The following is a 24,450-nucleotide window of genomic DNA, read 5'->3' as shown; positions in this document are numbered from 1 at the left end:
AAGGTGGAGGAGATACGCAACATCGCCAACTTCCTCCGGTCAAACTCCACCCCCATTCTGAGGTACTTCTACCGCAGGGAGAGCAACGCCAAGGCGGAGGCTCTCAACCAAAATCTCCAGCGCTTTATCAGCGTCAACTATGGTGCTAGAAACACCGACTTCTTTCTCTACCGAGTCGCCCTCCACTTCTCCTGAATCCCTCTCCTCAACAAAGGTAATCTCTATTTTCCTCCCCCTCCCAGCACATCAAAATGCGAATTAGCCTGTCATCCCTACGGGACTGGAGTTTCATCCCTACGGGACTATAGTTTCATCGCTACGGGACCGGAGTCTCCCCTACAAGAGACTGTCCCGGATGGCAGGTGTGCTGAGAGTGGAAGTACCCATTAGAAACAATTTAGCGAACTTTGTCTCTGAGTAAAAACCAATCCACAGACCAAGAAACGATGAGAAAGAGAATAACCGCTCTCCTGGCAGGACTGCTATCCCTCGCGACCGCATATGGTCAGTATCCCGTGGAGAGCTATCAGGAGCTACCCAATCCCACACCGACAGACCGGTCCCTCTGGGAGTCGCTGAGCGCCCCGGTCATCGGCTGGGGAAGCATCGACATCCGATACCCCAAGGAGCGACCGGCCGAGGGGCTGACGAGTAAAGAGCTTCGGCTGAGCGGATGGCGAGGCGAGCGCGTCTACGCCCAGGCGATAGTGAGCAGCTCCACCCCTCTCACCGCACTCAGCTACGAGATCTCAGAGCTTCGTAGCTGTGACGGCGCAGTCATCCCCTCACCTCAGGGCGAGTCGGGGTCCGGCTTTGTCCGCTATGTGCTCACGGATGAGCTCAATAAGGATGGACTCGGAGGATGTGGTGAGCGACCGGATCACTCCCTCTTCGACTCCACACTGGTAGCAGACGGGATCGACCACCTTGCCCGCTCACTGGATCTCACCCCCTGCACGACGCGTCCTATCTGGTTCTCCATAGACATCCCGAGGGATGCAAGAGCGGGAAGCTATCGGGCAACGGTCACGGTACGTAATGGTGTTCGGACGCTGGCGACCCTGCCCCTGTCGGTGGTGGTGGACGAGAGAGCACTGCCCGAGAAGAGTGACTTCTTCCTTGACCTGTGGCAAAATCCCTACGCCATAGCAAGGTACTATGGGGTGACTCCTTGGTCCGAAGAGCACTTCAGCATCATGCGCCCCTATATGGAGATGTACCGGGACGCAGGGGGCAAGGTGATCACCGCATCAATCATATACAAGCCCTGGAATGGTCAGACGCACGATCCCTTTGACTCCATGGTCGACTGGCGGCTCGGGAGGGACGGCAAGTGGCACTTCGACTACACACACTTCGACGAGTGGGTCAGCTTCATGATGGGTCTCGGGATCGACAGGGCGATCACCTGCTTCTCTATGGTCCCATGGGAGCTCTCCTTCCGCTACTTTGATGAAGTGAGTGGCGAGTACAAGTACCTCAAGGCTGAGCCGGGAAGTGAGCCTTACACGGAGCTCTGGTCTGCCATGCTACGCTCCTTTGCGCAGCACCTGCGGGCAAAGAGGTGGATCGACCGGACCTATATAGCTATGGATGAGCGGTCTCCCGAGGTGATGGAGGAGTGCTTTCGCCTGATCCAGGAGGCGGACCCGGAGCTGAAGGTGCATATGGCCGGGGCGCTACACGAGGAGCTGTCAGATCACCTCGACTACTACTGCGTGGGGCTGGCTGCCAAGTACTCTGAGGAGCTCAAGGCGAAGCGACGTAGCGAGGGGAAGATCACCACATTCTACACCTGCTGTGCTGAGCCACGACCCAATACCTTTACCTTCAGCGCTGCTGCTGACGGAGAGTGGTATGGATGGTATGCCGCACGCGAGGGGCTGGACGGCTACCTCCGCTGGGCGTACAATAGCTGGGTGGAGCAGCCTCTTCTCGACAGCCGATACAGCAACTGGGCTGCCGGTGACACCTACTTAGTCTACCCCGGTGTACGCTCTTCGATCCGCTTCGAGCGGCTGAGGAGGGGGATCCAGGCTTTTGACAAGATCAGAGCCCTGAGGCATCAGTACGCTGGTGACCGGCAGGCGCTCGCCAAGATCGATGAGGCGCTCTCGCTCTTTGATGAGAGTAAGCTCAGCCCCTCCTACACCTCCGACCGGATCATCAATGAGGCGAGAGAGATCATAGAGACGCTCTGAGCAGCTCCTTTCTGAGCATAAAAAAACCTCCGAACCGTAAGGCTCGGAGGTTTTTGCTTATCAGCGATTAGAAATTGGCATTCTTAGGGGTGCGGGGGAAGGGGATGACGTCCCTGATATTGGACATCCCTGTGACGAAGAGCACCAAGCGCTCAAAGCCCAAACCAAATCCACTGTGGGGGCAGGCTCCGAAGCGGCGCGTGTCAAGGTACCAATTCATCGCCTCCAGCGGGATCCCGACCTCCTCACAGCGCTTGGTCAGCTTAGCGAGGTCTGCCTCACGCTCGGATCCGCCCATGATCTCGCCAATACGGGGGAAGAGCACATCCATACCACGGACGGTCTTGCCATCCTCATTTTGCTTCATGTAGAAAGCCTTGATCTCCTTAGGGTAGTCGGTGACCATCACAGGCTTCTTGTAGTGCTTCTCTACAAGGTAGCGCTCATGCTCGGCAGCTAAGTCACAGCCCCAGTAGACGGGGAACTCAAATTTGACCCCATCCTTGATCGCCTGCTCCAGCACCTCCACACCCTCGGTGTAGGTGATGCGAGCAAAGCGCTGATTGTCGACAAACTGGAGCCGCTCAATGAGGGTGTCATCATAAGTGTCGTTGAGGAACTGCACATCGTCTGCACACTCCGTCAGAGCCCAGTGGATGAGGTACTTGACGAAGTCCTCCGCCAAGTCCATATTGTCGTTATTGTCGTAGAAGGCCATCTCCGGCTCGATCATCCAAAACTCTGCCAGGTGGCGAGGAGTATTAGAGTCCTCTGCGCGGAACGTCGGACCAAAGGTGTAGATCTCGCCTAGACCCATAGCAGCAAGCTCACCCTCCAGCTGACCGGAGACGGTGAGATTGGTCTCCTGACCGAAGAAGTCCTGGCTGTAGTCTACGGCACCCTCCTCGGTGCGGGGAGGATTGGCTACATCCAGAGTCGTCACCTGGAACATCTGCCCCGCTCCCTCCGCATCAGAGGCGGTGATCAGCGGAGTATGGAAGTAGACGAATCCCTTGTCATGGAAGTACTTGTGGATCGCATAAGCCATATTGTGGCGGATGCGAAAGACCGCACCAAAGGTATTGGTCCTCGGACGGAGGTGAGCCACCTCTCGCAGAAACTCAAAGGTGTGCTCCTTCTTCTGCAATGGGTATGTATCGGGGTCTGCCGTGCCGTAGATCTCGATGGCATCAGCCTGTACCTCTACGGTCTGCCCCTTACCCTGACTCTCTACCAGCTTGCCGTCTACAGAGAGACAGGCACCTGTAGTGATCTTCTTGAGCAGCTCCTCATTGATCTTGCTCTTGTCGGCAACGATCTGGAGGTTGTGCACAGAGGAGCCGTCATTCATAGCGATAAATGCGACATACTTACTGCCTCTCTTCGTGCGGACCCACCCCTTGACATTGACCTCCTGACCGATGTACTTAGGATCCTTGACGAGGTCGACTATCTTTACTCTTTTCATAAGGTTTTCTTATCTGCTTACTCAAATGCTCCCATCTTGAGGTTATCCACCTCTTCCTGTGTCAGGTAGCGCCACTTGCCGCGACCGAGATTCTTCTTAGTCAGACCGGCAAAGTAGACCCGATCCAGCTTGACCACCCGGTATCCCAGTGCCTCGAAGAGTCGACGCACGATGCGGTTACGACCGGAGTGGATCTCAATACCCACCTGAGTGTGATCCTCATCGGTGACGTAGCTGATCGCATCGGCGTGCATCTCACCGTCCTCAAGCTCTATCCCATCTGCCAGCTTCTGCATATCCTCGGGAGAGACCTCCTTATCGAGCCAAGCGTGGTAGATCTTCTTCTTCTCAAAGGATGGATGGACCAGCTTTGCAGCCAGCTCACCATCGTTGGTGAGGAGGAGTACACCGGTCGTATTTCGGTCAAGTCTCCCCACCGGGTAGATACGCTCCTTTGCAGCTGAACGCACAAGATTGACGACCGTCATCCGCTCCTGCGGATCATCTGATGTGGTGACGCAGTTGCGCGGCTTATTGAGCAGGACATAGACCTTGCTCTCCGGCTTCACCTCCTGACGATTGACCTCGACGCGGTCATTGATCGTCACCTTGGTACCAAGGGTGGTGACTGGAGTGCCATTGACTAACACGGCACCGGCAGCGATGAGATCATCCGCCTCACGGCGAGAGCAGACACCGGAGTTGGCGATAAACTTATTGAGCCGGATTGGCTCATCCGTACTTATCTCAGGCTGATCGTAAGTAGGGCGGGCCGGCTTACGCTTACCCATATTTCCTCCCTGACGACCACCATACTGACGGGGGGAGCTACCGCCTCGAGAGCGATTGTCCCGTGCACCATTCGGGCGACGCCCTCCACGATGCTCTCCATCCTGGTCATTATAAGATCGGCGAGGTCTCTGCCCATATGAGGGTCTATCCCCTTGGTCACGACGATAGGGACGACTGCCCTGGGGGCGTCGCTGTCCCTGATCATCACCATAGGACCGGTAGGAGGAGCGTCCTCTACTCGGGCGTCTCTCATCTTGGTCATCGGTAGAGATGTGGAAAGAGCCTTCGTCTGACTCACGATCATCGGCATAGGACTGACCATAGAGCCTGCGATTGCTCTCAAACCTCTGCTTGTACCTCGCTCTGTAGTCGGTATCCGGCTCACTATCCTGGCGATCCGTACGATCAGGCATCCTATCTTGACGAGAGAAGCTACTACGGTGCCTGTAGGAGTCGTAGCTCTCGGAGATACCACCTCTCTCCCTTCTGTAGTCGGTCGTAGCGGTAGGTCCCTCATCGGGACGCATATCACGGATGCGACGGCGGCGCCTTATGCCCACCGATTGGTCATCATCCGAGTCGGCTCGTCTGCTGCGGTACTGAGACCGTGGGCGACCGGTATAGTCGCTATCCGTTGCCGAGGAGCGTCTCTCAGGACGATCAGCAGGGTCATCATCGTAGAGAGGCCCCTTGTCCATGTAATCGTCTTTATTCATTTTAGACTTATCTGTATCTCCCTCACGGGAGGGTGACGCAGCCTCACGGCTGCATGTATTGTAAATAGCTAATATTTAACGGTGTAAAGGTACGAAGAATTGGTCACTTACTATACACGCCGGTGTAATTCCGCGGTGTGATCCTCTTCATCTCCTCCTTCACCTCCGGGCTCACGTCTAGGTGGTCAATGAAGTCCTCCAGATGCTCTCGGGTAAGTTTCTCATTGGTACGGGTAAGCTTCTTCAGCGCCTCGTAGGGCTTGGGGTAGCCCTCTCTACGCAGGATCGTCTGCAGCGCCTCCGCCACGACCGGTAGGGCATCATCTAGGTCTCCAAGTATGGTCTCCTCGTGGAGGATCAGCTTATCAAGCCCCTTAAGGATGGAGGAGAAAGCAATCATCATATGAGCCACAGGCATACCGAGGTTACGCATCACCGTGGAGTCGGTGAGATCCCTCTGCAGGCGGGAGATCGGGAGCTTGTGCGCCAGATGCTCCAGGTAGGCCACCGCTATACCGAGATTGCCCTCAGCATTCTCAAAGTCAATGGGATTGACCTTGTGGGGCATAGCGGAGGAGCCCACCTCACCCTCCTTGATCTTCTGCTTGAAGTACTCCATAGAGACATACATCCATATGTCCCGGCAGAAGTCTATAAGGATCGTCGAGATCCGCTTGAGACCATCCAAGAGTGCCGCAAGGTTATCATAATTAGAGATCTGAGTCGTATACTCCTCCAGCCCCATACCCAAGTGGTGAGCAAAGCGATTGGCGAAGCTACGCCAGTCATTCTCGGGGAAAGCGACATGATGAGCATTCATATTGCCGGTGGCACCACCAAACTTTATCGTCTGCGGGACGAGGTCAAGTAGCGCTAGCTGTCTCTCGAGACGATAACCATAGACCCTCATCTCCTTACCGAGCGTGGTAGGAGAGGCGGGCTGACCATGAGTGCGTGCCAGCATAGGTATGTCTGCCCATGCCTCTGCACGTTGATTGATCTCAGACAGCACCTTATCCAACCGAGGACGCCACTGTTCGTGGAGTGCCTCCTTGAGGGCCAGTGGCTGAGCGCTGTTATTGATGTCCTGCGAAGTGAGACCAAAGTGGACAAACTCGAGCACAGGACCAAACTCATCATCGCTTATCTGCTCCTTGATGAAATACTCTATGGCCTTCACGTCGTGGTTGGTCGTCCTCTCGATCTCCTTCACGCGCTCAGCGTCCCGGAGCGAAAAGTCTTCGTAGAGAGCTCTCAGTCGACGACGGTCCTCGTCATTGCGGATCTTCTCGAGCTGGGGAAGTACCTCAGAGAGACATATCAGATACTCTACCTCTATACGGATGCGGTATCTGATGAGGGCGGCCTCAGAGAAGTAGTCACTCAGGTCCTCTACTTTGTTGCGATAGCGACCATCAATAGGTGAGATGGCTGTCAGTGGATTCAGCGTCATAAGATTGTTAATGATTTTGGTTCTCCAAATATACCCATTTTTGCCGTTTCTCAATCTTAATCCCGGTACTGACGTAATAGGACCGGATAGGGACCAAAAGGATAAGCGAGTGATCTACCCCCGCCATAAGCATCTCGACTGACGTACTTAGCACCGAGCTCGATAGCCTCGGGACAGAAAGCCCCTGCTTCAGGAATAATTCTTTTACCGGTATTAGACTTCTCTAATATCGGTATTAGTCTTCCCTTTTACCGGTATTAGAGTGACGGCAGAGTATTGAATATTTATAGGTCTGTTGCTGGTCCTTGGATTAAGACCTGAGGTAGTACACACCTCTGCGGAGCTAAGCCATCCGCGGTAGCACCATCGGTCGACCGGAGATAGGATGAGCCGTGATAGTAACCGGCATCCTATAGACCTCCCCTATATGCTCCTCTGTCAGCACTTCCTCTGGGCTCCCCTGAGCGTAGACCTGCCCTTCCCTCATCAGGACAAGGTAGTCGCAGTACTCTGAGGCCATGGTGAGGTCGTGGAGGACGGCGAGGATTGTCAGAGGACGAGCCTGGTCCTTTGCGAGCGAGCGGACCAGACTAAGCACCCGCACGGTATGTGTGATGTCAAGGTGTGCCGTGGCCTCATCGAGGAGCAGCAACTGAGGCTCCACGCAGAGCGCCTGCGCAATGGCTCCCATTTGCTGCTCACCGCCCGACAGCTCCGTCATATATCGGTGAGCCAGTGACTCCATGCCGACCATTCGGATAGACCGCTCCACCACCTCCTGATCGGCAGTGCTCTCAAAGTAGTAGAGCGGCGGATGATGCGGTAGGCGCCCCATAGCCACGTAATCCCTCAGCGTGATCGCTATGGGATCGATCATCTGAGAGACGACAGAGACGGCGCAGGCGCGCTCCCTCCGGCTCAGCAACCTAAGGTCCGTCTCGCCGAGGGAGATCCGGCCACTCATCGGAGAGAGGTCTCCCATGACTGACGCAAGGAGGGTTGACTTTCCCGAGCCATTGGGGCCGATGATGCCAACCACAGCACCCCGCTCCACCTCGAGAGAGACATCTCTTATCGTGAAACCTCCGGCGTATCCCGAGGACAGATGACGGATCGAGAGGAGACTCATAGCAGGGGCTTACGACTGCGTGGGCGTGTCAAGAGGAGGATGAAAAGCAGCCCGCCGAGGATCCCGGTGATGACCCCAATGGGGAGCTCGTTAGGAGCGATGATCGTCCGCGCAACCAGGTCACAGAGCAGGAGGAAGAGACCGCCTAAGAGAAAAGAGGCAGGGATCACGACCCTATAGTCATTGCCTATCGTGAGTCGGACCACATGTGGGATCACAAGACCGACAAAGCCTATCACTCCCGCTACAGCGATGGAGCACCCGGTGGCAAAGGAGGAGATGACAAAGAGCCATCGGACTGTGCGGTGGGTGTCCAAGCCCAAGTGTCCCGCACCCCTCAGCCCCAGTCGCATGGCATTCATCGGTGTGGCAAAGAGGCAGGAGGTCACCAAGAGCAAGAGTGAGAGAGTCGCCATACCGATCACCATACCGGTATCGGACTGCGTCAGGGAGCCCATCGACCAGAGGATGATTTTCTGAAGATCCTCGGGATGTGCCACAGCCTCTATAAAGAGGACCGCTGATGAGGTGACAAAGCTGATCATCACACCGACAAGGAGCATCCGCTGCACCTCGACCGTCCGACGTCGCAGACTGAGCGTGTAGATCACGCCCATCACGACAAGCGAACCGATAAACCCACTGAGCGGAAGCCAGATATACTGTAGGGAAGAGACTCCGAAGACGATGCAGATAGCCACCCCCAGGGATGCCCCACCCGAGAGACCCATGGTATATGGCTCTACAAGAGGATTACGGAAGACCCCTTGCAGGAGACACCCTGCAAGACTAAGGGATCCTCCCACAGAGAGGGCAAGGACCATACGAGGTAGTCTTATGTAGCGGAGGACACGGTACTCAATGGAGTCCCCGCGCATAATGGTAGGTAGGTCACCGAGACGGATCGGCATCTCTCCCACGGTGAGGGAGAGGACAGCGGTGATGAGCGACAGGACCAGAAGTCCGAGGAGCAGAGCAGCCCACTTGGCCCACCTATTCATAGTCATCTACTCTTTCAGACCCAGGTCGTGAGCCATCTTTCGCAGAGTAAGGACATAGGTAATCGGGGTAGGCTGCGAGGCCTCGTTAGCCTCCAACTCATAGAGATGTCCCTGCCGAGCTGCCTTTAGATCCGGGTAGGACTGCCACCCCTTGATCATCGGCTGTCGATCCTCCCCCATCCCTACGACGAAGATGTAGTCGGGATCACTCCGCAGCACATACTCCCTGCTGAGCGTCCCATGACTAAGGTCCTCGCATATATTGATGCACCCGAGCTGGGTGATCATCTCTCCCATATAGTTTCCCCCCGTCACACCATAGAGGGGATCATCCCCGAGCTGCATCAGCACTGTCCGTCCCGTGAGTCCCTGAGTGATCATACGTTGCCTGAGATCCTGCGCCACTACGAGAGAGGCCTCAGCAAGCCTCTTCGCCTCAGCCTCCTTGCCAATCCTCCTACCGAGGTCGACGAATTGATCGCAGATCTCAGCCAGTGTGGTCCCGGTGCGGTAAGTGACCACCTCGAGCCCCAGTTTCCGAAGGGTCTCAATGTCACTCTGACGTGTCAGCGAGGTGGCGAGGATCAGGTCCGGCTTCAGCGCCACGATGGCCTCAGGGCTGGTCTTGACCGCACTCGCAATCACGGTCACCCCCTTGCGCCCCGCTGCCATACAGTAGCTGGTGCACCCGACGATCCTGTCTGCCGCATCGAGGTAGTAGAGGGACCGGGTAAGAGAGGGAGCAAGGGAAACAATTCGCCTCGGGGTAGATGCCATCAGAGCATAGCACCCGACAAAGAGGCAGACTAAGAGAGAGAGGAATCGTCTCATGGCTAAAAATTATCTAGATCAGAAACGATATAGGACGTACGTGCGCACATCAATCACCTGCTCAGAAGAGGTCCCGAAAAGCGAGGTCCGACTATTGTCAAAGAGTTCCCCCAGATTATAGATATAGCCACCCCTCAGCCCGATCACAAAGCGACGCATTTGGTACTCCGCACCGATGCCACCACCGACACCCCACCAGAAGTTGTGATCCAGCTCATGCCCGTGATGCTCCCGATAGACATGGCGCATCGTGGTGGGGTCAAAACCTTCCCCCACCTGCTCCTCCTCACTCTCTCCCAGCTTGTACCCGAAGTGGGAACCCGCATCAATGGTAAGCTTAAGGGGACTACTGGCTCCACCGATCATAAAGTGGGTCATGATCGGCACATGCACAAAGGAGAGGTTACGCTTATAGGTATACTGCGGATAGTCCTCCGGAGCCTCCGTCCAGCCACGCTGCCAGTAATTCAGCTCCACCAGCACACCGGCATAGCTCTCCACATCATACCTCAGTGCCACCCCACCACTGAAGCCGAGATAGGGTTTCTGCTGGACGATGGGACGAAAAGTGACGGTGGAGAAGCTGACCCCACCGGTCGGACCGATGAGCAGCCTTCCCCATCTCTCCGCCCCAAGCCTCAGAGGAGATAGGGTCAGGAGAATCAGCAGCAGAGAGAGTGCTAGCTTTTTCATCATCAGAAGCGCGACACGCTATTGTCCTTATTATACCGGACGAGGAAGACCCCTTGATTACTCCTTGTCCCGCTATTCATCGGTACACTCTTGCCAAAGTCAAGCAGTGACTGCACACCCTTGTAAGCCGTGTCCGACGCCTCATTTTTCCTCAGGAAATAGCTCCCCGTATCGTAGCCGAGGGCCGAGTATCGAGGGAAGGTATTACCGGTACCATGACCAAACCACTTCATATAGTCCGCCGAGAAACGCTGGTAGGCATGGTCTCTCGGATAGATGAAAAAGGTGGTAAAGAAGGTTGCCTCAGCTCGGTACATCTGTCTCCCAAGTGAGGAGGCATAGGTCTGCCACTCTGGATAGCCAAAGGCAGTGACCACAGAGCTATCCCCGAGGTCATCCTGTGCGGCATCGATGGCACTCAGCACCTGCCGTGCTGCAGAGAGAGACGAGGTGGTCGGCACCACGACTACCCTCAGGTGACCTAAGCTCTGCCGCGACACATCCTCACCGCTCATAAAGTCTGACGAGGCACACTCCGAGTAGGAGGAGCCGGCAAGGCGCAGTCTATTCTGGAGCGCTAGCACGAAAGGACTCTCCTCCTCGCCCGATACAGGACGGACAAAGAGCACATGGTACGAGCCATAGGTCTGCATAAAGCGCTCCGCAGCCTGATCATACAGCAGAGCCGCCGGGGTATTGACCTGGTAGATACGACCGGAGAGCGATGAGGCTACGTCCTTGGATGAGAAGGGGATCACATAAGCAGCCTGCTTGTAGCGAGCCAGCTCACTCAGCTGGCGGATCGAGGAGACCGAGACGCCACCGATGATCAGGTCGACGTCGGGGAGGTTGCTGATCGCCACCTTGGTGGACGGCAGCTCCACATCATCGCAACTGTAGACATACAGGTTGATGTCCCGTCCCTCCCGCTTGGCCTCCAGCACGCTCATAAGGAACCCCTCGTAGTAGTCCGCAAAGCGTCTCTCCCTATCAAGTCTGAAGGGGAGAGCCAGCACCACATCCATTGTCCCTGACCCGGTGGTCGGGCGAGTGGCAACGACACTCCTAGCAGCCAGATTATTCGGGATACTGCCATCCGGCAGGAATACCGACTCCCCGGCTCTCAGCCCACGCTCCAGCACCTGAGGATTATATTTGTAGAAGTCCTCCTCACTCCAGGCGGTACCCTTGACGAGCGAGTAAACGGTAGCCCCTCCGGAGACTGTCTCTAGTCGGATACCATTGAGGCTGTCCGCAGCGGCCGGCACGACACGTTTGGCATCAGGTGACGAAGGGGATGTCGTAGAGTAGGCAGGCAGCTTGATGATCATGCCTACTGCAATGTCGTCGGGAGACTTGAGGAACGTATTGAGAGCCATCAGCTCCCTCACCGTGGTGCCTGTACGGCGTGCTATGCTGTAGAGGGTGTCCCCTTTCTTGATCGCATAAAATTCCTCTTCCGACGAAGCAGCCGTGGATACGCCTGCAGGTAGCACCAACTGCTCTCCGACACGTATGCCCTGACGAGCAGAGGGATTGAGCCTATAGAGATCAGCCACGGAGACGCCATACTGCTTACCTATCCGATATAGGGTCTCGCCAGACCGGACCACGTGGACACGAGTCGTCGTCTGCGCCGACCCACTGACAGAGACGAGCAGTACCAGGCACATCCATAGGATGGTCTGTCGCACTCGGCTTCCCTCAATACTTCGCTTCATCTTGGATACAATACTATGAGATAGGTGTACGGCGCACAGGCGCCACTCTTCGGTGATGGCACAAAGGTAATGAATTGCCCCCTTTCTGCCACAATTCTATTCCCGGTATTAGTCCGAAGCGAGAGGACACAGGCGAATAATGGTACCTTTGTATATAGATCCCGCAGGGGTTCTTTTACTTCGATACCAAATTCAATAGCTAAACCATGAGACGTTCTTCACGACTGATCTTAGCTTCACTCGCTCTCATCCTGAGCCTTACCTCTTTGGCTCAGACGGTCACACGATGCGAGCCGACAGGCCCATCAGCGATCACTATAACGATGGATAATGGGCAGGCGAGGGTGCTGGACTTCTACAGCGATCATATCGTCAGGATCTATCAGGACCCCAAGGGCAGATTGCTTCAGGAGCCTCTCTCGGAACCACCGGCAGCGATAATGGTCAGTCACCCGAGGAGTGCCACTCCCTTCCGGATCTCCATTGGCACAGACCGATCGGGCAATCCGGTGGTCTCCACCGATGCGGTCTCTATCACCACGGGGCTGAAGACCGGTCTTATGAGCGTGACCGATCTGCGAAGTGGCAAGAGTGTTGTCAGGGAGTCGAGAGCTCCGATTTTCAAGGACGCGTCAAGCACACTCTTCCTCTCCATGGGGGAGAGCGAGTACTTCTATGGGGGAGGCGTGCAGAATGGTCGCTTCTCTCATCGTGGACAGTCTATTGCCATTGAGAACACCAATAACTGGGTTGATGGAGGAGTAGCTTCCCCTACCCCTTTCTACTGGAGTACAGCCGGCTATGGGATCCTGGCGTACACCTTCCGCCCCGGGAGGTACGACTTTGGTGAGGAGACCAAGGATCAGGTTGCCCTACAGCACAGCCAGGACTACCTAGACTTCTTCTTGATGGTGAGCGACACGCCTGATAAGCTTATCTCGGACTACTACTCCCTGACAGGGAGACCGGCACTAGTGCCAAAGTTTGGCTACCTCGAGGGTCACCTCAATGCCTACAACCGCGACTTCTGGCTGGAGACCACAGAGCCGGGTAAGGGGATCCTCATGGAGGATGGGAAGCACTACGTCGAGAGCCAGAAGGATAATGGCGGCATCAAGGAGTCGCTCAATGGGGAGCGGGACAACTACCTCTTCTCCGCCCGTGCGGTGATCGACCGCTACGCCCGGAACGATATGCCGCTCGGATGGGTTCTGCCCAACGATGGCTATGGAGCCGGCTATGGGCAGGAAGACTCACTGGACGGAAACATTGAGAACCTCAGACAGTATGGCGCATACGCTCACAAGCATGGTGTAGAGATCGGACTCTGGACTCAGAGCGACCTCCATCCGGTCGAGGGCATAGAGCCTCTACTGCAGAGGGACCTTAATAAAGAGGTAGGGACTGCAGGCGTGAGGGTACTCAAGACCGACGTGGCGTGGGTCGGAGCAGGCTATTCCTTTGGTCTTAATGGGATTGCCGATGCCGCTGAGATCATGACCCGTGAGGGCAGTGGAGCTCGCCCATTCATCATCACCCTGGACGGATGGGCAGGGACACAGCGCTACGGCACGGTCTGGTCGGGTGATCAGACCGGTGGCGACTGGGAGTACATACGCTTCCACATACCGACCTACATCGGCAGCGGTCTCTCGGGGATGCCCTTCATCAGCTCCGATATGGACGGAATCTTTGGCGGAGGCAACCTCCAGGTGAACGTCCGAGACTTTCAGTGGAAGACTTTCACGCCCATTCAGCTCAATATGGACGGCTGGGGGACCAACCCTAAGTACCCTATGGCACTGGGGGAGCCGGCCACCTCGATCAACCGATCTTACCTGAAGCTCAAGTCTGCCCTCCTGCCGTATATGTATAGCTGTGCGTATGAGACGCTGGATGGGACTCCGCTGATGCGTCCGATGTTTTACGAGGAAGCATCACCCTATACCCTCGGGAGTGCAACGAAGTATCAGTTCCTCCTCGGGCCGAGCCTCCTCATAGCTCCTATATATAAGGAGACAGCTCCCGACAAGGAAGGGAATGATCTCAGGCACGGCATCTACCTGCCGGTCGGTCTCTGGTATGACCTCTTCACAGGCGAGCCTTACGAGGGCGGACGGGTGATCAATTGCTTCGACGCTCCGCTTTGGAAGCTCCCAGTCTTCGTCAAGGCCGGTGCCATACTCCCATACACCCGCCCATTCAATCAGATAAGCGAGATACCTAAGGACTTCCGGGGCTATGCGCTCTATGGAGGAGCGGACGGCTCTTTCTCTGAATACGATGACGATGGGCGCACGGTAGCCTATACGGAGGGAGCCTCCGTCCGCACGCCCCTGACTCTCAAGATGAGCGGGGATCGGCTCACCTTTGACATTGACTGTACGAAGGGAGGTTACAAGGGCTTCGAGCCCCTCAAGACGACAGAGATCAGGCTGAGCGTCTCTCAGAAGCCCTCTGCTATATCTGTCTCCGTGAGCGGTCGACTGGTACTCCTGCGAGAGGTGACAGATCGAGAGGGTTACGAGAAAGCCAAGGGAGGGGTATTCCTCTACGATGCGTCACCGGAGATCAATCGTTACAGCACCGAAGGTTCCGATGCATCTCAGCTTAGCGTCAAGGGCAATCCTGTAGTGCTGATCAAGTTGGATAAGGTCAATACCACCTCGGAGCCGATTCGGATAGCCGTCGAGGGCTATACACTCAACCTGCCAAACCACTTTTACCGCCATACGGGTCGACTTCAGGCACCCAAGCTGTCACCAGGGGAGAGTGTGGTCGATGCCTATTCCCTGACCCCTCACTGGAGTGCAGTGGAGGGGGCAGACTTCTATGAGATAGAGCTTGGGTCGGTGCTTTACTCGACGATCCTTGGCGAGCACTTCACCCTTGATGAGCTGGAGCCGGAGACAGACTATACCCTGCGACTGAGAGCAGTTAATAGCGACGGTGCATCAGACTGGTCCCTGCTCACCCTCCGGACAGCCAAGGACCCGTACGAGAATGCGATCAAGGACATCGTCGCCACCACCTCCGTCCCCAATCAGTCCGGTCAGAGCGTATCCAAGCTCTTCGACAGAGACAAGTCCACCACTTGGCATACCGAGTGGAGCAAGGAGGCGACCCCCTTTGACCTCATCCTTGATCTCAGAGGGGTCGCCCGGCTTGACTCCATAGAGTACTTCCCACGACCCGATGCCGGCAATGGCACACTCCTCAAGGGGACCATCGCCTACTCTGAGGATCGGAAGAGCTGGTCTGACGAGCAGCCCTTCGACTGGAGTCGGGATGGGTCGATGAAGACCTTTACTTTCGTTGAAAAGCCGGAGGCGCGCTATCTCCGCCTCTATGTCACCGAGGGCGTCGGGAAGTATGGCTCCGGGCAGGAGCTGTACGTCTACAAAGTGCCGGGAAGTACCCTGAGACTACAGGGCGACATCAATCGCGATGGAAGGATAGACGAGAACGACTTTACCTCCTATACGAACTATGTAGGTCTGAGGACAAAGGATGCCGACTTTGGCTACATCTCGATCGGGGACATCAATAAAAATGGTCTGATCGACGCCTACGACATCTCCACCGTGGGGACGGTGCTCGACGGTGGGGTCTACCCGTCAAGCAAGGTGGTGAGCGGACGAGTGACCCTCTCAACAGACCGGACCACTTTTACCGAGGGTGAGGAGATCAAGATCCTTGTCACTGGAAGCGATCTGAAGCAGGTCAATGCCCTTAGCCTTGCCTTGCCCTACGATGCGACCCTTGTCCGGTATGTCGGCATGCGGCTCATCGGTATGAAGGATCTGGTCAATCTCTCTTACGACCGACTTCACAGTGATGGATCTAAGGAGCTCCTTCCCACCTTCGTCAATAGGGGAAACAACTTCCTCCTCGAGGACAGCGAGCTCTTTGAGATCACCTTCCGCGCACTGAAGTCCGGCAGCTGGACACCAGAGGCCGTGGACGGACTGCTGGTGGACCGAAACCTCAATATCATCGATCCACTCACAAAATAAATAGGAGTGACTGAGGATATACTGCAATACTGCTGGAGCAACCGGCTCTTCGATGACCTCACCGTGCGGAGTCAGCAGGTCGAGGTGGAGAGTGTCGGTGTGCAAAACAGCTCCGATGGGCCCGACTTCACCATGGCACGTATTCGCTTAGGGAAGATCCTATGGGTAGGTAGCGTAGAGCTGCACCTGCGTGCATCTGACTGGTACGCCCACGGGCACGACACCGACCCACGCTACTCCGATCTCATACTCCACATCGTCCTAGAGGACGACAGAGAGGTATACGACCAGAGAGGCGAGAGAGTGCCTTGTGGGGTGCTGCGCCTCAGCAAGGAGTCGGTAGACCGGATGACAGAGCTACAGGTGAGTGGGCGCTCCCTCCGCTGCACACCTGAGATCACCGAGATCAGCATCGATGAGATCAGGAGTTGCTTCCGACCACTCATCCATGAGCGGATGCACAATAGGGTGGAGCGAATGGCAGCAGGTCCGGTCCATGAGGGCGGGGTCAATGCCTTCCTCTTCCGCTCTATTATGCGCTACCTCGGCTGTCACCGCAACAATGACCCTATGGAGGAGACCGCCCGAAGCATCCCCTACAGAGCCCTTAAGCGCCACGCCTCCGACCCTACGGCCTTGGAGGCGATACTGCTCGGACAGGCGGGACTTCTCCAGACCACAGCTCCCCGAGATGAGTACGAGGCACAGCTGACCGAGGAGTATCTCTTCTACCGCTCTGCCTTTGACCTCACACCGATCGGGGAAGGAAAGTTTCGCAAGCTAAGGCTACGCCCTGCCGCCTACCCCGCACGGATGCTATCCGTAGCGGCTCAGATCTTCCACCACGAGGATGAGCTGATGGGGGCTGTCACCACGAGAGACTGGGAGATGCTGGATCACCTGCTACGGGTGGAGCCCTCACCCTACTGGCAGTCTCACCTCGACTTCGGTCAGCCGTCATCTCGCCGGATAGGAGCAATAGGCGACAGTCTGATCCGGATCTTGATGATCAACGCCATCATCCCCACCGTCTATTACTATGCGGAGTGGAGCGGCTCACACGCGGGCAAGGAGGCCGCACTCGACCGGCTGCGGGAGCTCCCTCCCGAGCGAAATAGCTACATCGATCTCTTCAGCCGGTATGGCATCACGGCGACCAACGCCCTCGATACCCAGTGTATGCTGGAGCTCTACACCAACCACTGCATCCCCTACCACTGCCTCAGTTGCCCGATGGCGGTCCGGCTCTTCGAGCTGCTTCGCACACTGCCACAGAGCGGTCGATCTACATAGGTCTGACAAGCAAAGCGACCCCACCGCATCTGCAGTAGGGTCGCTTCGTCAGTTGTCCTATAAGGACTCGAACCTTAAATTCAAGAGCCAGAATCTTGCGTGTTGCCAATTACACCATAGGACATTGTGTCTCTTTGACGTTGCAAAGGTAAGACTATTTACCGACTTAGCCAATAGCTGTAAGCAAATATTTTCACAATGGTTAGCCACAAGCCTCTCCGCATTGATCGTTATGAACGGGAAGTGAAAAAGTGGGTACCCTACTCTCATGGCAGCGATGACTCAGCCCTTGAAATTGGAGAAGGACAGAGTGAGCGAAAAGTGGTAAATTTGGCGCACCAATTAGGTCTTCACATTGAGGTTGAGGGCCTATGAATTAGAATGGACTTATCCGCCTCAAGCACGGATACTTGATATACTCATCGTTATGTCACAAGGCTTCAAAAAGTTTATCACCTGGCTCTGGATCATCTTCGCTGCCGGAGTCGTGGCCGTAATACTCCTCTTTTTCCTGATCTCTAAGGGGGTCATCGGCTATATGCCCCCGATTGAGGACCTGCAAAATCCGATCGACCGCTACGCCTCACAGGTGATCAGTCAGGATGGCCAGGTGCTGGGGACCTATGCCTTGCAGGATAATAACCGAATCCATACGGACTACAACGACCTCGCACCCTCGCTCGTCCATGCGCTTATCGCTACTGAGGACAAGCGATTTACCGACCACAGCGGCATCGACATGATGGGCGTGCTGCGGGCTTTCTTCCGCACCATCATCATGGGCGACAAGGACTCCGGCGGTGGTAGTACGATCACCCAGCAGCTCGCAAAGCAGCTCTACTCCCCACACGCAGACAATATCATAGAGAGGGCGCTGCAGAAGCCGATCGAGTGGGTCATAGCGGTGGAGCTGGAGCGACGCTACTCCAAGGAGGAGATCATCAGCCTGTACCTCAATCAATTTGACTTCCTCTACAATGCCATAGGGATCGAGCAGGCCTCACTCACCTACTTCAGCAAGCTACCCAAGGATCTGGAGGTGGAGGAGTCGGCTCTCCTCGTGGGTATGGTCAAGAATCCCTCCTTCTACAATCCCCGTCGCCATGAGGAGCGCGCTCTCACCCGGCGCAACCTAGTGATGGACCGAATGGTCGAGAAGGGCTTCCTCACTAAGGAGGAGGCTGCCAAGCACAAGGAGATCCCGATCAAGCTGGTCTTCAATCGCCGCACCCACAATAACGGAGCTGCGCCTTACTTCAGGGAGTATATCCGTCAGATCATGACAGCTAAGGAGCCCCGCCGGAGCGACTATCCAGACTGGCAGAGAGACCAGTACAGCCGAGACTCTGTCGCCTGGATCAATAATCCGCTCTATGGCTGGTGTGCAAAGAATAAGAAGGAGGATGGCTCCAACTACGACATCTATACGGACGGGCTCAAGATCTACACCGGGATCAATACCCGGATGCAGGAGCACGCCGAGGCGGCTATGATCGAGCACCTGGCCTCCACCCTTCAGCCCGCCTTTGATCGAGAGAAATCGGGTCGTGCCAATGCGCCCTTCTCCAATAGCATCACGTCCCAAGAGCGAGATAAGATCATTGACCGATCAGTCCGTCAGAGTGGACGTTACTTCACTATGCGAGCCGCAGGGATACCCGAGGAGGAGATCATCGCCTCCTTTGACAAGCCCACCGAGATGCAGGTATTTGCCTATGAGCGCAGCGGAGACAGTTACATCACCACCCTGCGCGATACGGTGATGACTCCGAGGGACTCAATCATATATGCCAAGACCTTCCTCCGATCCGGCTTTATGGCTATGGATAGCGAGACGGGAGAGGTACGCGCCTACGTCGGAGGACCGGACTTCCTCACCTTTAAGTACGACATGGTGACGCAGGGACGCCGTCAGGTGGGGTCGACGATCAAGCCTTATCTCTACTCCATGGCGATGAACGAGGGCTTCACTCCATGCGACCAATTGCTTCACGTACAGCCGGCACTCCGCAATCCTGACGGCTCCATCTGGACACCGCGAAACGCCGGCTCCTCCATGATCGGCGAGATGGTCTCCATCGGATGGGGACTGAAGCACTCGGATAACTGGGTCACCGCCTGGCTTATGGGTCAGCTGTCAAGTGATGGTTACTCAAATAGCTTCGTCAATTACCTCCACAGTATGGGCGTCACCGGCACGATAGAGCCGACCCTCGCCCTCTGTCTCGGCTCTTGTGACATATCGGTCGAGGAAATGGTGGGAGCCTTCACCACTTTTAGCCAAAAAGGAATGCGACAAGAGCCCCTCTACGTCACCAAGATTGTGGATAAGTATGGAAATGTGGTGGCCAACTTCACCTCCAAGGTCCACGAGGTCCTCCCTGAGGATGCCGCCTACAAGACGCTCTATATGATGCGTGAAGTAATGAATGGCGGTACCGGCAGCAGGATGCGCTTCCGTTACGGCATCGATGCCGATATGGGAGGGAAGACCGGTACGACACAGAATCATTCGGACGGATGGTTTATGTGCTTTACCCCTAAGCTCAGCACCGGCTGCTGGGTAGGTGGTGAGGACCGATCGATCCACTTCGATGGCATGCGCATGGGTCAGGGCGCGAGCTTGGCACTGCCGGTGGTGGCGAGGTTCTTCCAGAAGATCTACGGAGACAAGGAGCTACAGAAGGACACCTCCCTCGGCATTGATCCTGGGCTAAAATTTACCTTCCCCGAGGGCTTTGAGCCATGTCGCCGAGACGATGCTGCAGGTGTCGCGTACGACAGAGAGGATGTCACAGAGCCACACCAACAGCAAGCCCCCAAGGAGATCGACGACCTCTTCTCCTAATCGGTAGAGGACAGTACCAAAAAGTCGGATCCCGCACCTGATCAAGTGCGAGATCCGACTTTTTTCGGATCAGCAGGGTCCCCTATTACTTAAGGCTTCCCACCATATCCTCCGGGCGGACCCACTCGTCAAACTCCTCGGCAGTGAGGAAGCCGGACTTTACAGCCTCCTCGCGGAGTGTGGTCCCATTGTGGAATGCAGCCTTGGAGATCTTAGCCGCCTTCTCATACCCGATGTGGGTATTGAGTGCCGTGACCAGCATCAGAGAGTTATTGAGCAGGGTATTGATGCGCTCCCTATTTGGCTCAATGCCGGCAACGCAGTGCTCCTCCAGTGAGAGGCAGGCATCACCAAGCAGCTGAGCAGACTGGAGGAAGTTGGCAGCCATGACCGGCTTGAAGACATTCAGCTCGTAGTTGCCACTTGCACCGGCCATCGTGATCGTGGTCTGATTGCCAAAGACCTGCACGCAAACCATAGTCATCGCCTCACACTGGGTAGGATTGACCTTACCGGGCATGATCGAGGAGCCCGGCTCATTCTCCGGCAGGTGGATCTCACCGATGCCGCAGCGAGGTCCGGAGCCGAGGAGACGGATGTCATTGGCGATCTTAAAGAGAGAGGCCGCAAGACCATTGAGTGCCCCATGAGTCGCCACCACGGCGTCATGAGCGGCAAGTGACTCAAACTTATTGGGCGCCGTCACAAAGGGCTCCCCGGTAAAGTCTGCGATGTACTTGGCCACCAGCTCGGCGTAGCCCTTGGGCGTATTGAGTCCGGTGCCGACGGCCGTCCCGCCTAGCGCCAGCTCGGCGAGGTGCGGCAGGGTCGCCTCGATCGCTCTAACCGCATAGCCCAACTGTGCTGCGTAGCCGGAGAACTCCTGTCCGAGCGTCAGAGGGGTAGCATCCTGCAGGTGGGTCCGCCCGATCTTGACGATGTCCTTGAAGTCCTCAGCCTTCTTCTCGAGGCTCTTCTGGAGCTTCTTCACCGCCGGAAGAGTATGCTGTACCACCTTGGTGTAGGCGGCGATGCTCATCGCGGTGGGGAAGGTGTCGTTGCTGGACTGAGACTTATTGACATCGTCATTGGGGTGGATCAGGCTCGGCTCGCCCAGCTTGCCACCATTGAGGACGTGGCAGCGATTGGCAACCACCTCATTGACATTCATATTGGACTGCGTGCCGCTACCGGTCTGCCAGATGACGAGAGGGAACTGATCATCCAGCTTGCCCTCGATGATCTCGTCGCACGCCTGAGCGATGAGATCACGCTTCTCCTGAGGGAGGACCCCCAGCTCGCAATTGGCATAAGCGGCCGCCTTCTTCAGATACCCGAAGGCAGTGACGATCTCGTGAGGCATAGAGGCTGCGGGACCGATCCTGAAGTTATTACGGCTGCGCTCCGTCTGAGCAGCCCAGTACTTATCAGCGGGGACCTTCACCTCACCCATGGTGTCATGCTCGATACGATACTCCATAATTGGCTTGACTATTTTCTATTAGCGTTGTACTTACCTAACTTTCTTCCAAAGTTACCCAAAATAGAGTCTTTCGCAAAGCAGTCCCACCATCCTTGCTCCACCGGTCAGACTGCACTCTTAATTGTGAGCGGAAAGTGGCTCGCTATGTGGGGCATTTCTTTTACCGATATTAGGCGCAACTAATATCGGTATTAGTGACATCTAATATCGGTAAAAGAAATCAGCCGGTCCAATGGGCGAAATGGAGGTGACAATGAAGAGAAAAAATGTACCTTTGCGGTGACGGTGATCCGATGGACACTCGCTCATCGGAGTAAGAGGGAAACAGGTGCAAGTCCTGTGCAGACCCGCTGCTGTAAGTCTCCAACCGATCGGCTCGAAGTGATGCCACTGTGGTCCTCCTCGGAGGAGTATGGGAAGGCGACGAGCCGAGAGACAAGCCAGAAAACCTGCCGTCACGTGCATTTTGTATCGCTCCCGAGGACTGGAGCGGTGCCACTGAAAGGATGTAGTCCATCTGTATTTTCCAATTTTTGACTCGCTATCAGCGACTATTATCCCAAGTGTGGTCAGGTAATTCATACTGAGTGATGACGACCCTCTGTGAAGCGGATCGAGTCCATGCACTTTTAGGAGAGGCGGTCACCGACATCCGACGGTGGCGGCCTCTCCTTTTTTTGTACCTTTCGGTCAATTAGTTTTACTGACTCACTTTATTCATAGCGATGCGAAACTACTTCATCCTTGCGCTCTCCATCCTTGCGCTCTCCATCCTTGCGCTCTCCTGCCAGGCTCAGATCGCCGACACTTGGCATGGGATCTTGCAGGTCACACCAACCTACAGCCTGCCGCTTGTGCTCCACATTACTGAGGGGGCCGATGGCTACTCCGCCACCCTAGACAGCCCTGAGCAGGGGGCACAAGGGATCCCAGTGGATCAGATCAGCTTTAGCCCCGATAGCCGGATGCTCAGCTGGCAGAGCCGCACCATCGGTGCCAGCTATAGCGGGCAGCTCGAGGGTGATACGATCCAGGGAGACTTCTCTCAGCAGGGGTTTACCACCCGTCTGGATCTGATACGAGGTGCGTACCGGAAGAGCAAGCCCAAGGACGACCTCCCCTACCTCTCCACCGAGCTTGCCATCCCCTCGGCAGAGGTGACCCTCGCTGCCACACTGACGGAGCCTAGCGAGCAGAAGAGCTCTACCGCAGTGGTCTTGGTAGCGGGCAGTGGACCTAATGATAGGGACGAGAAGCTGGGACCACACAAGCCCCTCCGCGACATAGCCGACTACCTCACCCGGCAGGGCATCACCGTGCTGAGGTATGACAAGCGAGGAGTGGGCGAGTCTACGGGGGCATTCGGAGTCTCTATGCTGAGTGACTTCGTGGCAGATGCCAAGTCGGCACTTGAGTACCTCCGAGGGACGGGACGCTACTCGAGGGTGGGTCTCATAGGCCATAGCGAGGGAGGACTGATAGCCGAGAGTATCGCAGCAGAGAGTCCGGCAGACGTTGACTTCATCGTGCTGCTTGCCGCCCCGGGGACCTCAGGTGTGGAGGTCATCACATACCAGAATGTAGTAATGATGTCAAGCCTGATCTCCCCCGAGTCAAAGGAGGACTTCGCCAAGATTACCAGTAGGACATTCAAGGATCTCGCCTACCACTCCACCACCCGGGCGGAGGACTCTACGCTGATGCGGGGCTACTTCGAGAGGGTGCTACCGCTGGTCCGCGAGGAGCAGCGAGCCGGCACGAGAGCGATGGTGCTCAGCGACAGGTACTTCCGATCGATGCTTGATGCGACCTCCACACCATACTATAAGGAGTTCCTCAGGAGCGATCCCTCCGCCCTCCTTCCGCGGATCACCTGCCCGATACTGGCTCTTAATGGGAGTAAGGATATGCAGGTGGAGGCGTCAGACAATCTCGGCGCAGTCAAGCGCCTTGCGACAGCATCCTCCGGTGTGACGACAGAAGAGATTGCAGGGCTCAATCACCTTTTTCTACCCTGCAGCACCGGTCTCCCGGGCGAGTACGTCCACCTCAAGCCCGGCTTCTCGAGCTAGGCTCTGGAGATGATGACGGAGTGGATCAAGGAGGGGGAATTGGGCAGGTAATGCCTTTTGGGTAAATTTGCACTATCAGTGATAGTTATCAGTAAGTAATCCTCTATATGTTTTCCGGAATAGTCGAGACAACGGCAAAGGTGCTCCGCGTGGATCACCCTCACAATAGTACCAATGTGGACCTTACCCTGACCGTCCCCTTTTGGGACGAGTTGGCGATAGACCAAAGCGTGGCGCACAATGGAGTCTGCCTGACAGTTGTCTCAATCCATCCTGAGGAGAAGAGCTACACAGTCACCGCGGTGCAGGAGACCCTTGAGCGCTCCAACCTCGGCGACCTCAAGCCCGGTGATCGGGTCAATGTGGAGCGGAGCATGAGGAGTGATGGTCGCCTCGATGGGCATATCGTCCAGGGGCATGTCGATACCACTGCCGAGTGCATCGGGCTGGAGGATGTGGGTGGAAGCACCTACTACACCTTCCGCTACAGTGTCACTGACGAGATGGCAGCTCGTGGCTACACCACTGTGGAGAAGGGCTCTGTCTGCATCAATGGCGTCAGCCTCACCGTGGTGGACTCCGAGAGAGACACCTTCAAGGTCGCCATCATTCCCTACACCAAGGAAATCACCAACTTTGGTGACCTGTCTGAGGGGAAGCGGGTCAATCTTGAGTTTGACATCATCGGCAAGTACCTCGCCAAGCTTATCACCTTCCGTCAGTAACCCTCTCC

At 56.0% G+C, this 24,450-nt stretch carries 16 protein-coding genes, 1 tRNA gene and 1 riboswitch; of the genes, 7 read left to right on the top strand and 10 right to left on the bottom strand.

Translation table 11 applies throughout. The features are described from left to right. Both AC1EKE_RS04600 and AC1EKE_RS04595 read left to right on the top strand, forming a co-directional pair. Window positions 1-195: transposase (locus AC1EKE_RS04600; RefSeq protein WP_480308436.1), on the top strand; the 195-nt coding region annotated here is incomplete at its 5' end. A gap of 251 nt (window positions 196-446) precedes the next feature. Next, window positions 447-2,201, top strand: coding sequence for a DUF4091 domain-containing protein (locus AC1EKE_RS04595; RefSeq protein ID WP_480308435.1), 1,755 nt, complete (start codon window positions 447-449; stop codon window positions 2,199-2,201). A 67-nt stretch (window positions 2,202-2,268) separates the two neighbouring features. On the opposite strand, the gene asnS is transcribed toward AC1EKE_RS04595, so the two are convergent. The 8 genes from asnS to AC1EKE_RS04555 form a co-directional block, all read right to left on the bottom strand. Then, a complete protein-coding gene (gene asnS, locus AC1EKE_RS04590) occupies window positions 2,269-3,669 on the bottom strand; it encodes an asparagine--tRNA ligase (protein ID WP_480308434.1) in 1,401 nt (466 codons plus the stop codon). 17 nt (window positions 3,670-3,686) lie between these two features. Beyond that, window positions 3,687-5,177, bottom strand: a complete 1,491-nt coding sequence (locus tag AC1EKE_RS04585) for a pseudouridine synthase (protein ID WP_296164490.1) — start codon at window positions 5,175-5,177, stop codon at window positions 3,687-3,689. A gap of 103 nt (window positions 5,178-5,280) precedes the next feature. Continuing rightward, a complete protein-coding gene (purB, locus tag AC1EKE_RS04580) occupies window positions 5,281-6,630 on the bottom strand; it encodes an adenylosuccinate lyase (protein WP_480308433.1) in 1,350 nt (449 codons plus the stop codon). A 343-nt stretch (window positions 6,631-6,973) separates the two neighbouring features. Then, entirely contained in the window at window positions 6,974-7,759 is a 786-nt protein-coding gene (locus tag AC1EKE_RS04575; RefSeq protein ID WP_480308432.1) for an ABC transporter ATP-binding protein, read from the bottom strand. Beyond that, window positions 7,756-8,760 (bottom strand): FecCD family ABC transporter permease, encoded by a 1,005-nt coding sequence (locus tag AC1EKE_RS04570; protein ID WP_480308431.1) that lies wholly within the window; start codon window positions 8,758-8,760, stop codon window positions 7,756-7,758. The genes AC1EKE_RS04575 and AC1EKE_RS04570 overlap by 4 nt, the downstream gene beginning before the upstream one ends. A gap of 6 nt (window positions 8,761-8,766) precedes the next feature. Beyond that, a complete protein-coding gene (locus AC1EKE_RS04565) occupies window positions 8,767-9,591 on the bottom strand; it encodes an ABC transporter substrate-binding protein (RefSeq protein WP_480308429.1) in 825 nt (274 codons plus the stop codon). An 18-nt stretch (window positions 9,592-9,609) separates the two neighbouring features. After that, window positions 9,610-10,284 (bottom strand): porin family protein, encoded by a 675-nt coding sequence (locus tag AC1EKE_RS04560; protein WP_480308427.1) that lies wholly within the window; start codon window positions 10,282-10,284, stop codon window positions 9,610-9,612. Between the two features lie 2 nt (window positions 10,285-10,286). After that, window positions 10,287-12,005 carry a LysM peptidoglycan-binding domain-containing protein gene (locus tag AC1EKE_RS04555; RefSeq protein ID WP_480308425.1) on the bottom strand — a complete coding sequence of 573 codons (1,719 nt, stop codon included), beginning with the start codon at window positions 12,003-12,005 and terminating at the stop codon, window positions 10,287-10,289. A 206-nt stretch (window positions 12,006-12,211) separates the two neighbouring features. Here AC1EKE_RS04555 and AC1EKE_RS04550 point away from each other — a divergent pair, with 206 nt between their 5' ends. Together AC1EKE_RS04550 and AC1EKE_RS04545 are read left to right on the top strand one after the other, a co-directional pair. After that, complete coding sequence (locus AC1EKE_RS04550) at window positions 12,212-16,021, top strand: TIM-barrel domain-containing protein (protein WP_480308423.1); 3,810 nt, start codon at window positions 12,212-12,214, stop codon at window positions 16,019-16,021. Window positions 16,022-16,027: 6 nt separating this feature from the next. Continuing rightward, entirely contained in the window at window positions 16,028-17,314 is a 1,287-nt protein-coding gene (locus AC1EKE_RS04545; RefSeq protein ID WP_480308421.1) for a DUF2851 family protein, read from the top strand. A 52-nt stretch (window positions 17,315-17,366) separates the two neighbouring features. On the opposite strand, the gene AC1EKE_RS04540 is transcribed toward AC1EKE_RS04545, so the two are convergent. After that, window positions 17,367-17,438: transfer RNA gene (locus AC1EKE_RS04540), tRNA-Gln, on the bottom strand. A gap of 303 nt (window positions 17,439-17,741) precedes the next feature. Here AC1EKE_RS04540 and AC1EKE_RS04535 point away from each other — a divergent pair. Further along, entirely contained in the window at window positions 17,742-20,162 is a 2,421-nt protein-coding gene (locus tag AC1EKE_RS04535; protein WP_480308420.1) for a transglycosylase domain-containing protein, read from the top strand. A gap of 85 nt (window positions 20,163-20,247) precedes the next feature. On the opposite strand, the gene fumC is transcribed toward AC1EKE_RS04535, so the two are convergent. Then, window positions 20,248-21,642: a class II fumarate hydratase gene (gene fumC, locus AC1EKE_RS04530; RefSeq protein ID WP_480308419.1), complete on the bottom strand. Its 1,395-nt coding sequence runs from the start codon at window positions 21,640-21,642 to the stop codon at window positions 20,248-20,250. A gap of 269 nt (window positions 21,643-21,911) precedes the next feature. Beyond that, window positions 21,912-22,116, top strand: a riboswitch (cobalamin riboswitch). A gap of 254 nt (window positions 22,117-22,370) precedes the next feature. Here fumC and AC1EKE_RS04525 point away from each other — a divergent pair. Continuing rightward, window positions 22,371-23,717 (top strand): alpha/beta hydrolase family protein, encoded by a 1,347-nt coding sequence (locus AC1EKE_RS04525; RefSeq protein ID WP_480308418.1) that lies wholly within the window; start codon window positions 22,371-22,373, stop codon window positions 23,715-23,717. 107 nt (window positions 23,718-23,824) lie between these two features. Next, window positions 23,825-24,442 (top strand): riboflavin synthase, encoded by a 618-nt coding sequence (locus AC1EKE_RS04520; protein ID WP_297126160.1) that lies wholly within the window; start codon window positions 23,825-23,827, stop codon window positions 24,440-24,442. Window positions 24,443-24,450 lie beyond the last annotated feature (8 nt).

It is taken from the genome of Porphyromonas sp. C0041D3, from assembly GCF_056590575.1.
The sequence above is the reverse complement of the archived record's forward strand: the minus strand, read 5'-3'. Positions and strand labels throughout refer to the sequence as shown.

Excerpts from the sequence above, each read along its gene's own strand:
- AC1EKE_RS04595 (WP_480308435.1), top strand. The coding sequence starts at position 447 with ATGAGAAAGAGAATAACCGCTCTCCTGGCAGGACTGCTATCCCTCGCG.
- asnS (WP_480308434.1), bottom strand. The coding sequence starts at position 3,669 with ATGAAAAGAGTAAAGATAGTCGACCTCGTCAAGGATCCTAAGTACATC.
- AC1EKE_RS04585 (WP_296164490.1), bottom strand. The coding sequence starts at position 5,177 with ATGAATAAAGACGATTACATGGACAAGGGGCCTCTCTACGATGATGAC.
- purB (WP_480308433.1), bottom strand. The coding sequence starts at position 6,630 with ATGACGCTGAATCCACTGACAGCCATCTCACCTATTGATGGTCGCTAT.
- AC1EKE_RS04575 (WP_480308432.1), bottom strand. The coding sequence starts at position 7,759 with ATGAGTCTCCTCTCGATCCGTCATCTGTCCTCGGGATACGCCGGAGGT.
- AC1EKE_RS04570 (WP_480308431.1), bottom strand. The coding sequence starts at position 8,760 with ATGAATAGGTGGGCCAAGTGGGCTGCTCTGCTCCTCGGACTTCTGGTC.
- AC1EKE_RS04565 (WP_480308429.1), bottom strand. The coding sequence starts at position 9,591 with ATGAGACGATTCCTCTCTCTCTTAGTCTGCCTCTTTGTCGGGTGCTAT.
- AC1EKE_RS04560 (WP_480308427.1), bottom strand. The coding sequence starts at position 10,284 with ATGAAAAAGCTAGCACTCTCTCTGCTGCTGATTCTCCTGACCCTATCT.
- AC1EKE_RS04555 (WP_480308425.1), bottom strand. The coding sequence starts at position 12,005 with ATGAAGCGAAGTATTGAGGGAAGCCGAGTGCGACAGACCATCCTATGG.
- AC1EKE_RS04550 (WP_480308423.1), top strand. The coding sequence starts at position 12,212 with ATGAGACGTTCTTCACGACTGATCTTAGCTTCACTCGCTCTCATCCTG.
- AC1EKE_RS04535 (WP_480308420.1), top strand. The coding sequence starts at position 17,742 with ATGTCACAAGGCTTCAAAAAGTTTATCACCTGGCTCTGGATCATCTTC.
- fumC (WP_480308419.1), bottom strand. The coding sequence starts at position 21,642 with ATGGAGTATCGTATCGAGCATGACACCATGGGTGAGGTGAAGGTCCCC.
- AC1EKE_RS04525 (WP_480308418.1), top strand. The coding sequence starts at position 22,371 with ATGCGAAACTACTTCATCCTTGCGCTCTCCATCCTTGCGCTCTCCATC.
- AC1EKE_RS04520 (WP_297126160.1), top strand. The coding sequence starts at position 23,825 with ATGTTTTCCGGAATAGTCGAGACAACGGCAAAGGTGCTCCGCGTGGAT.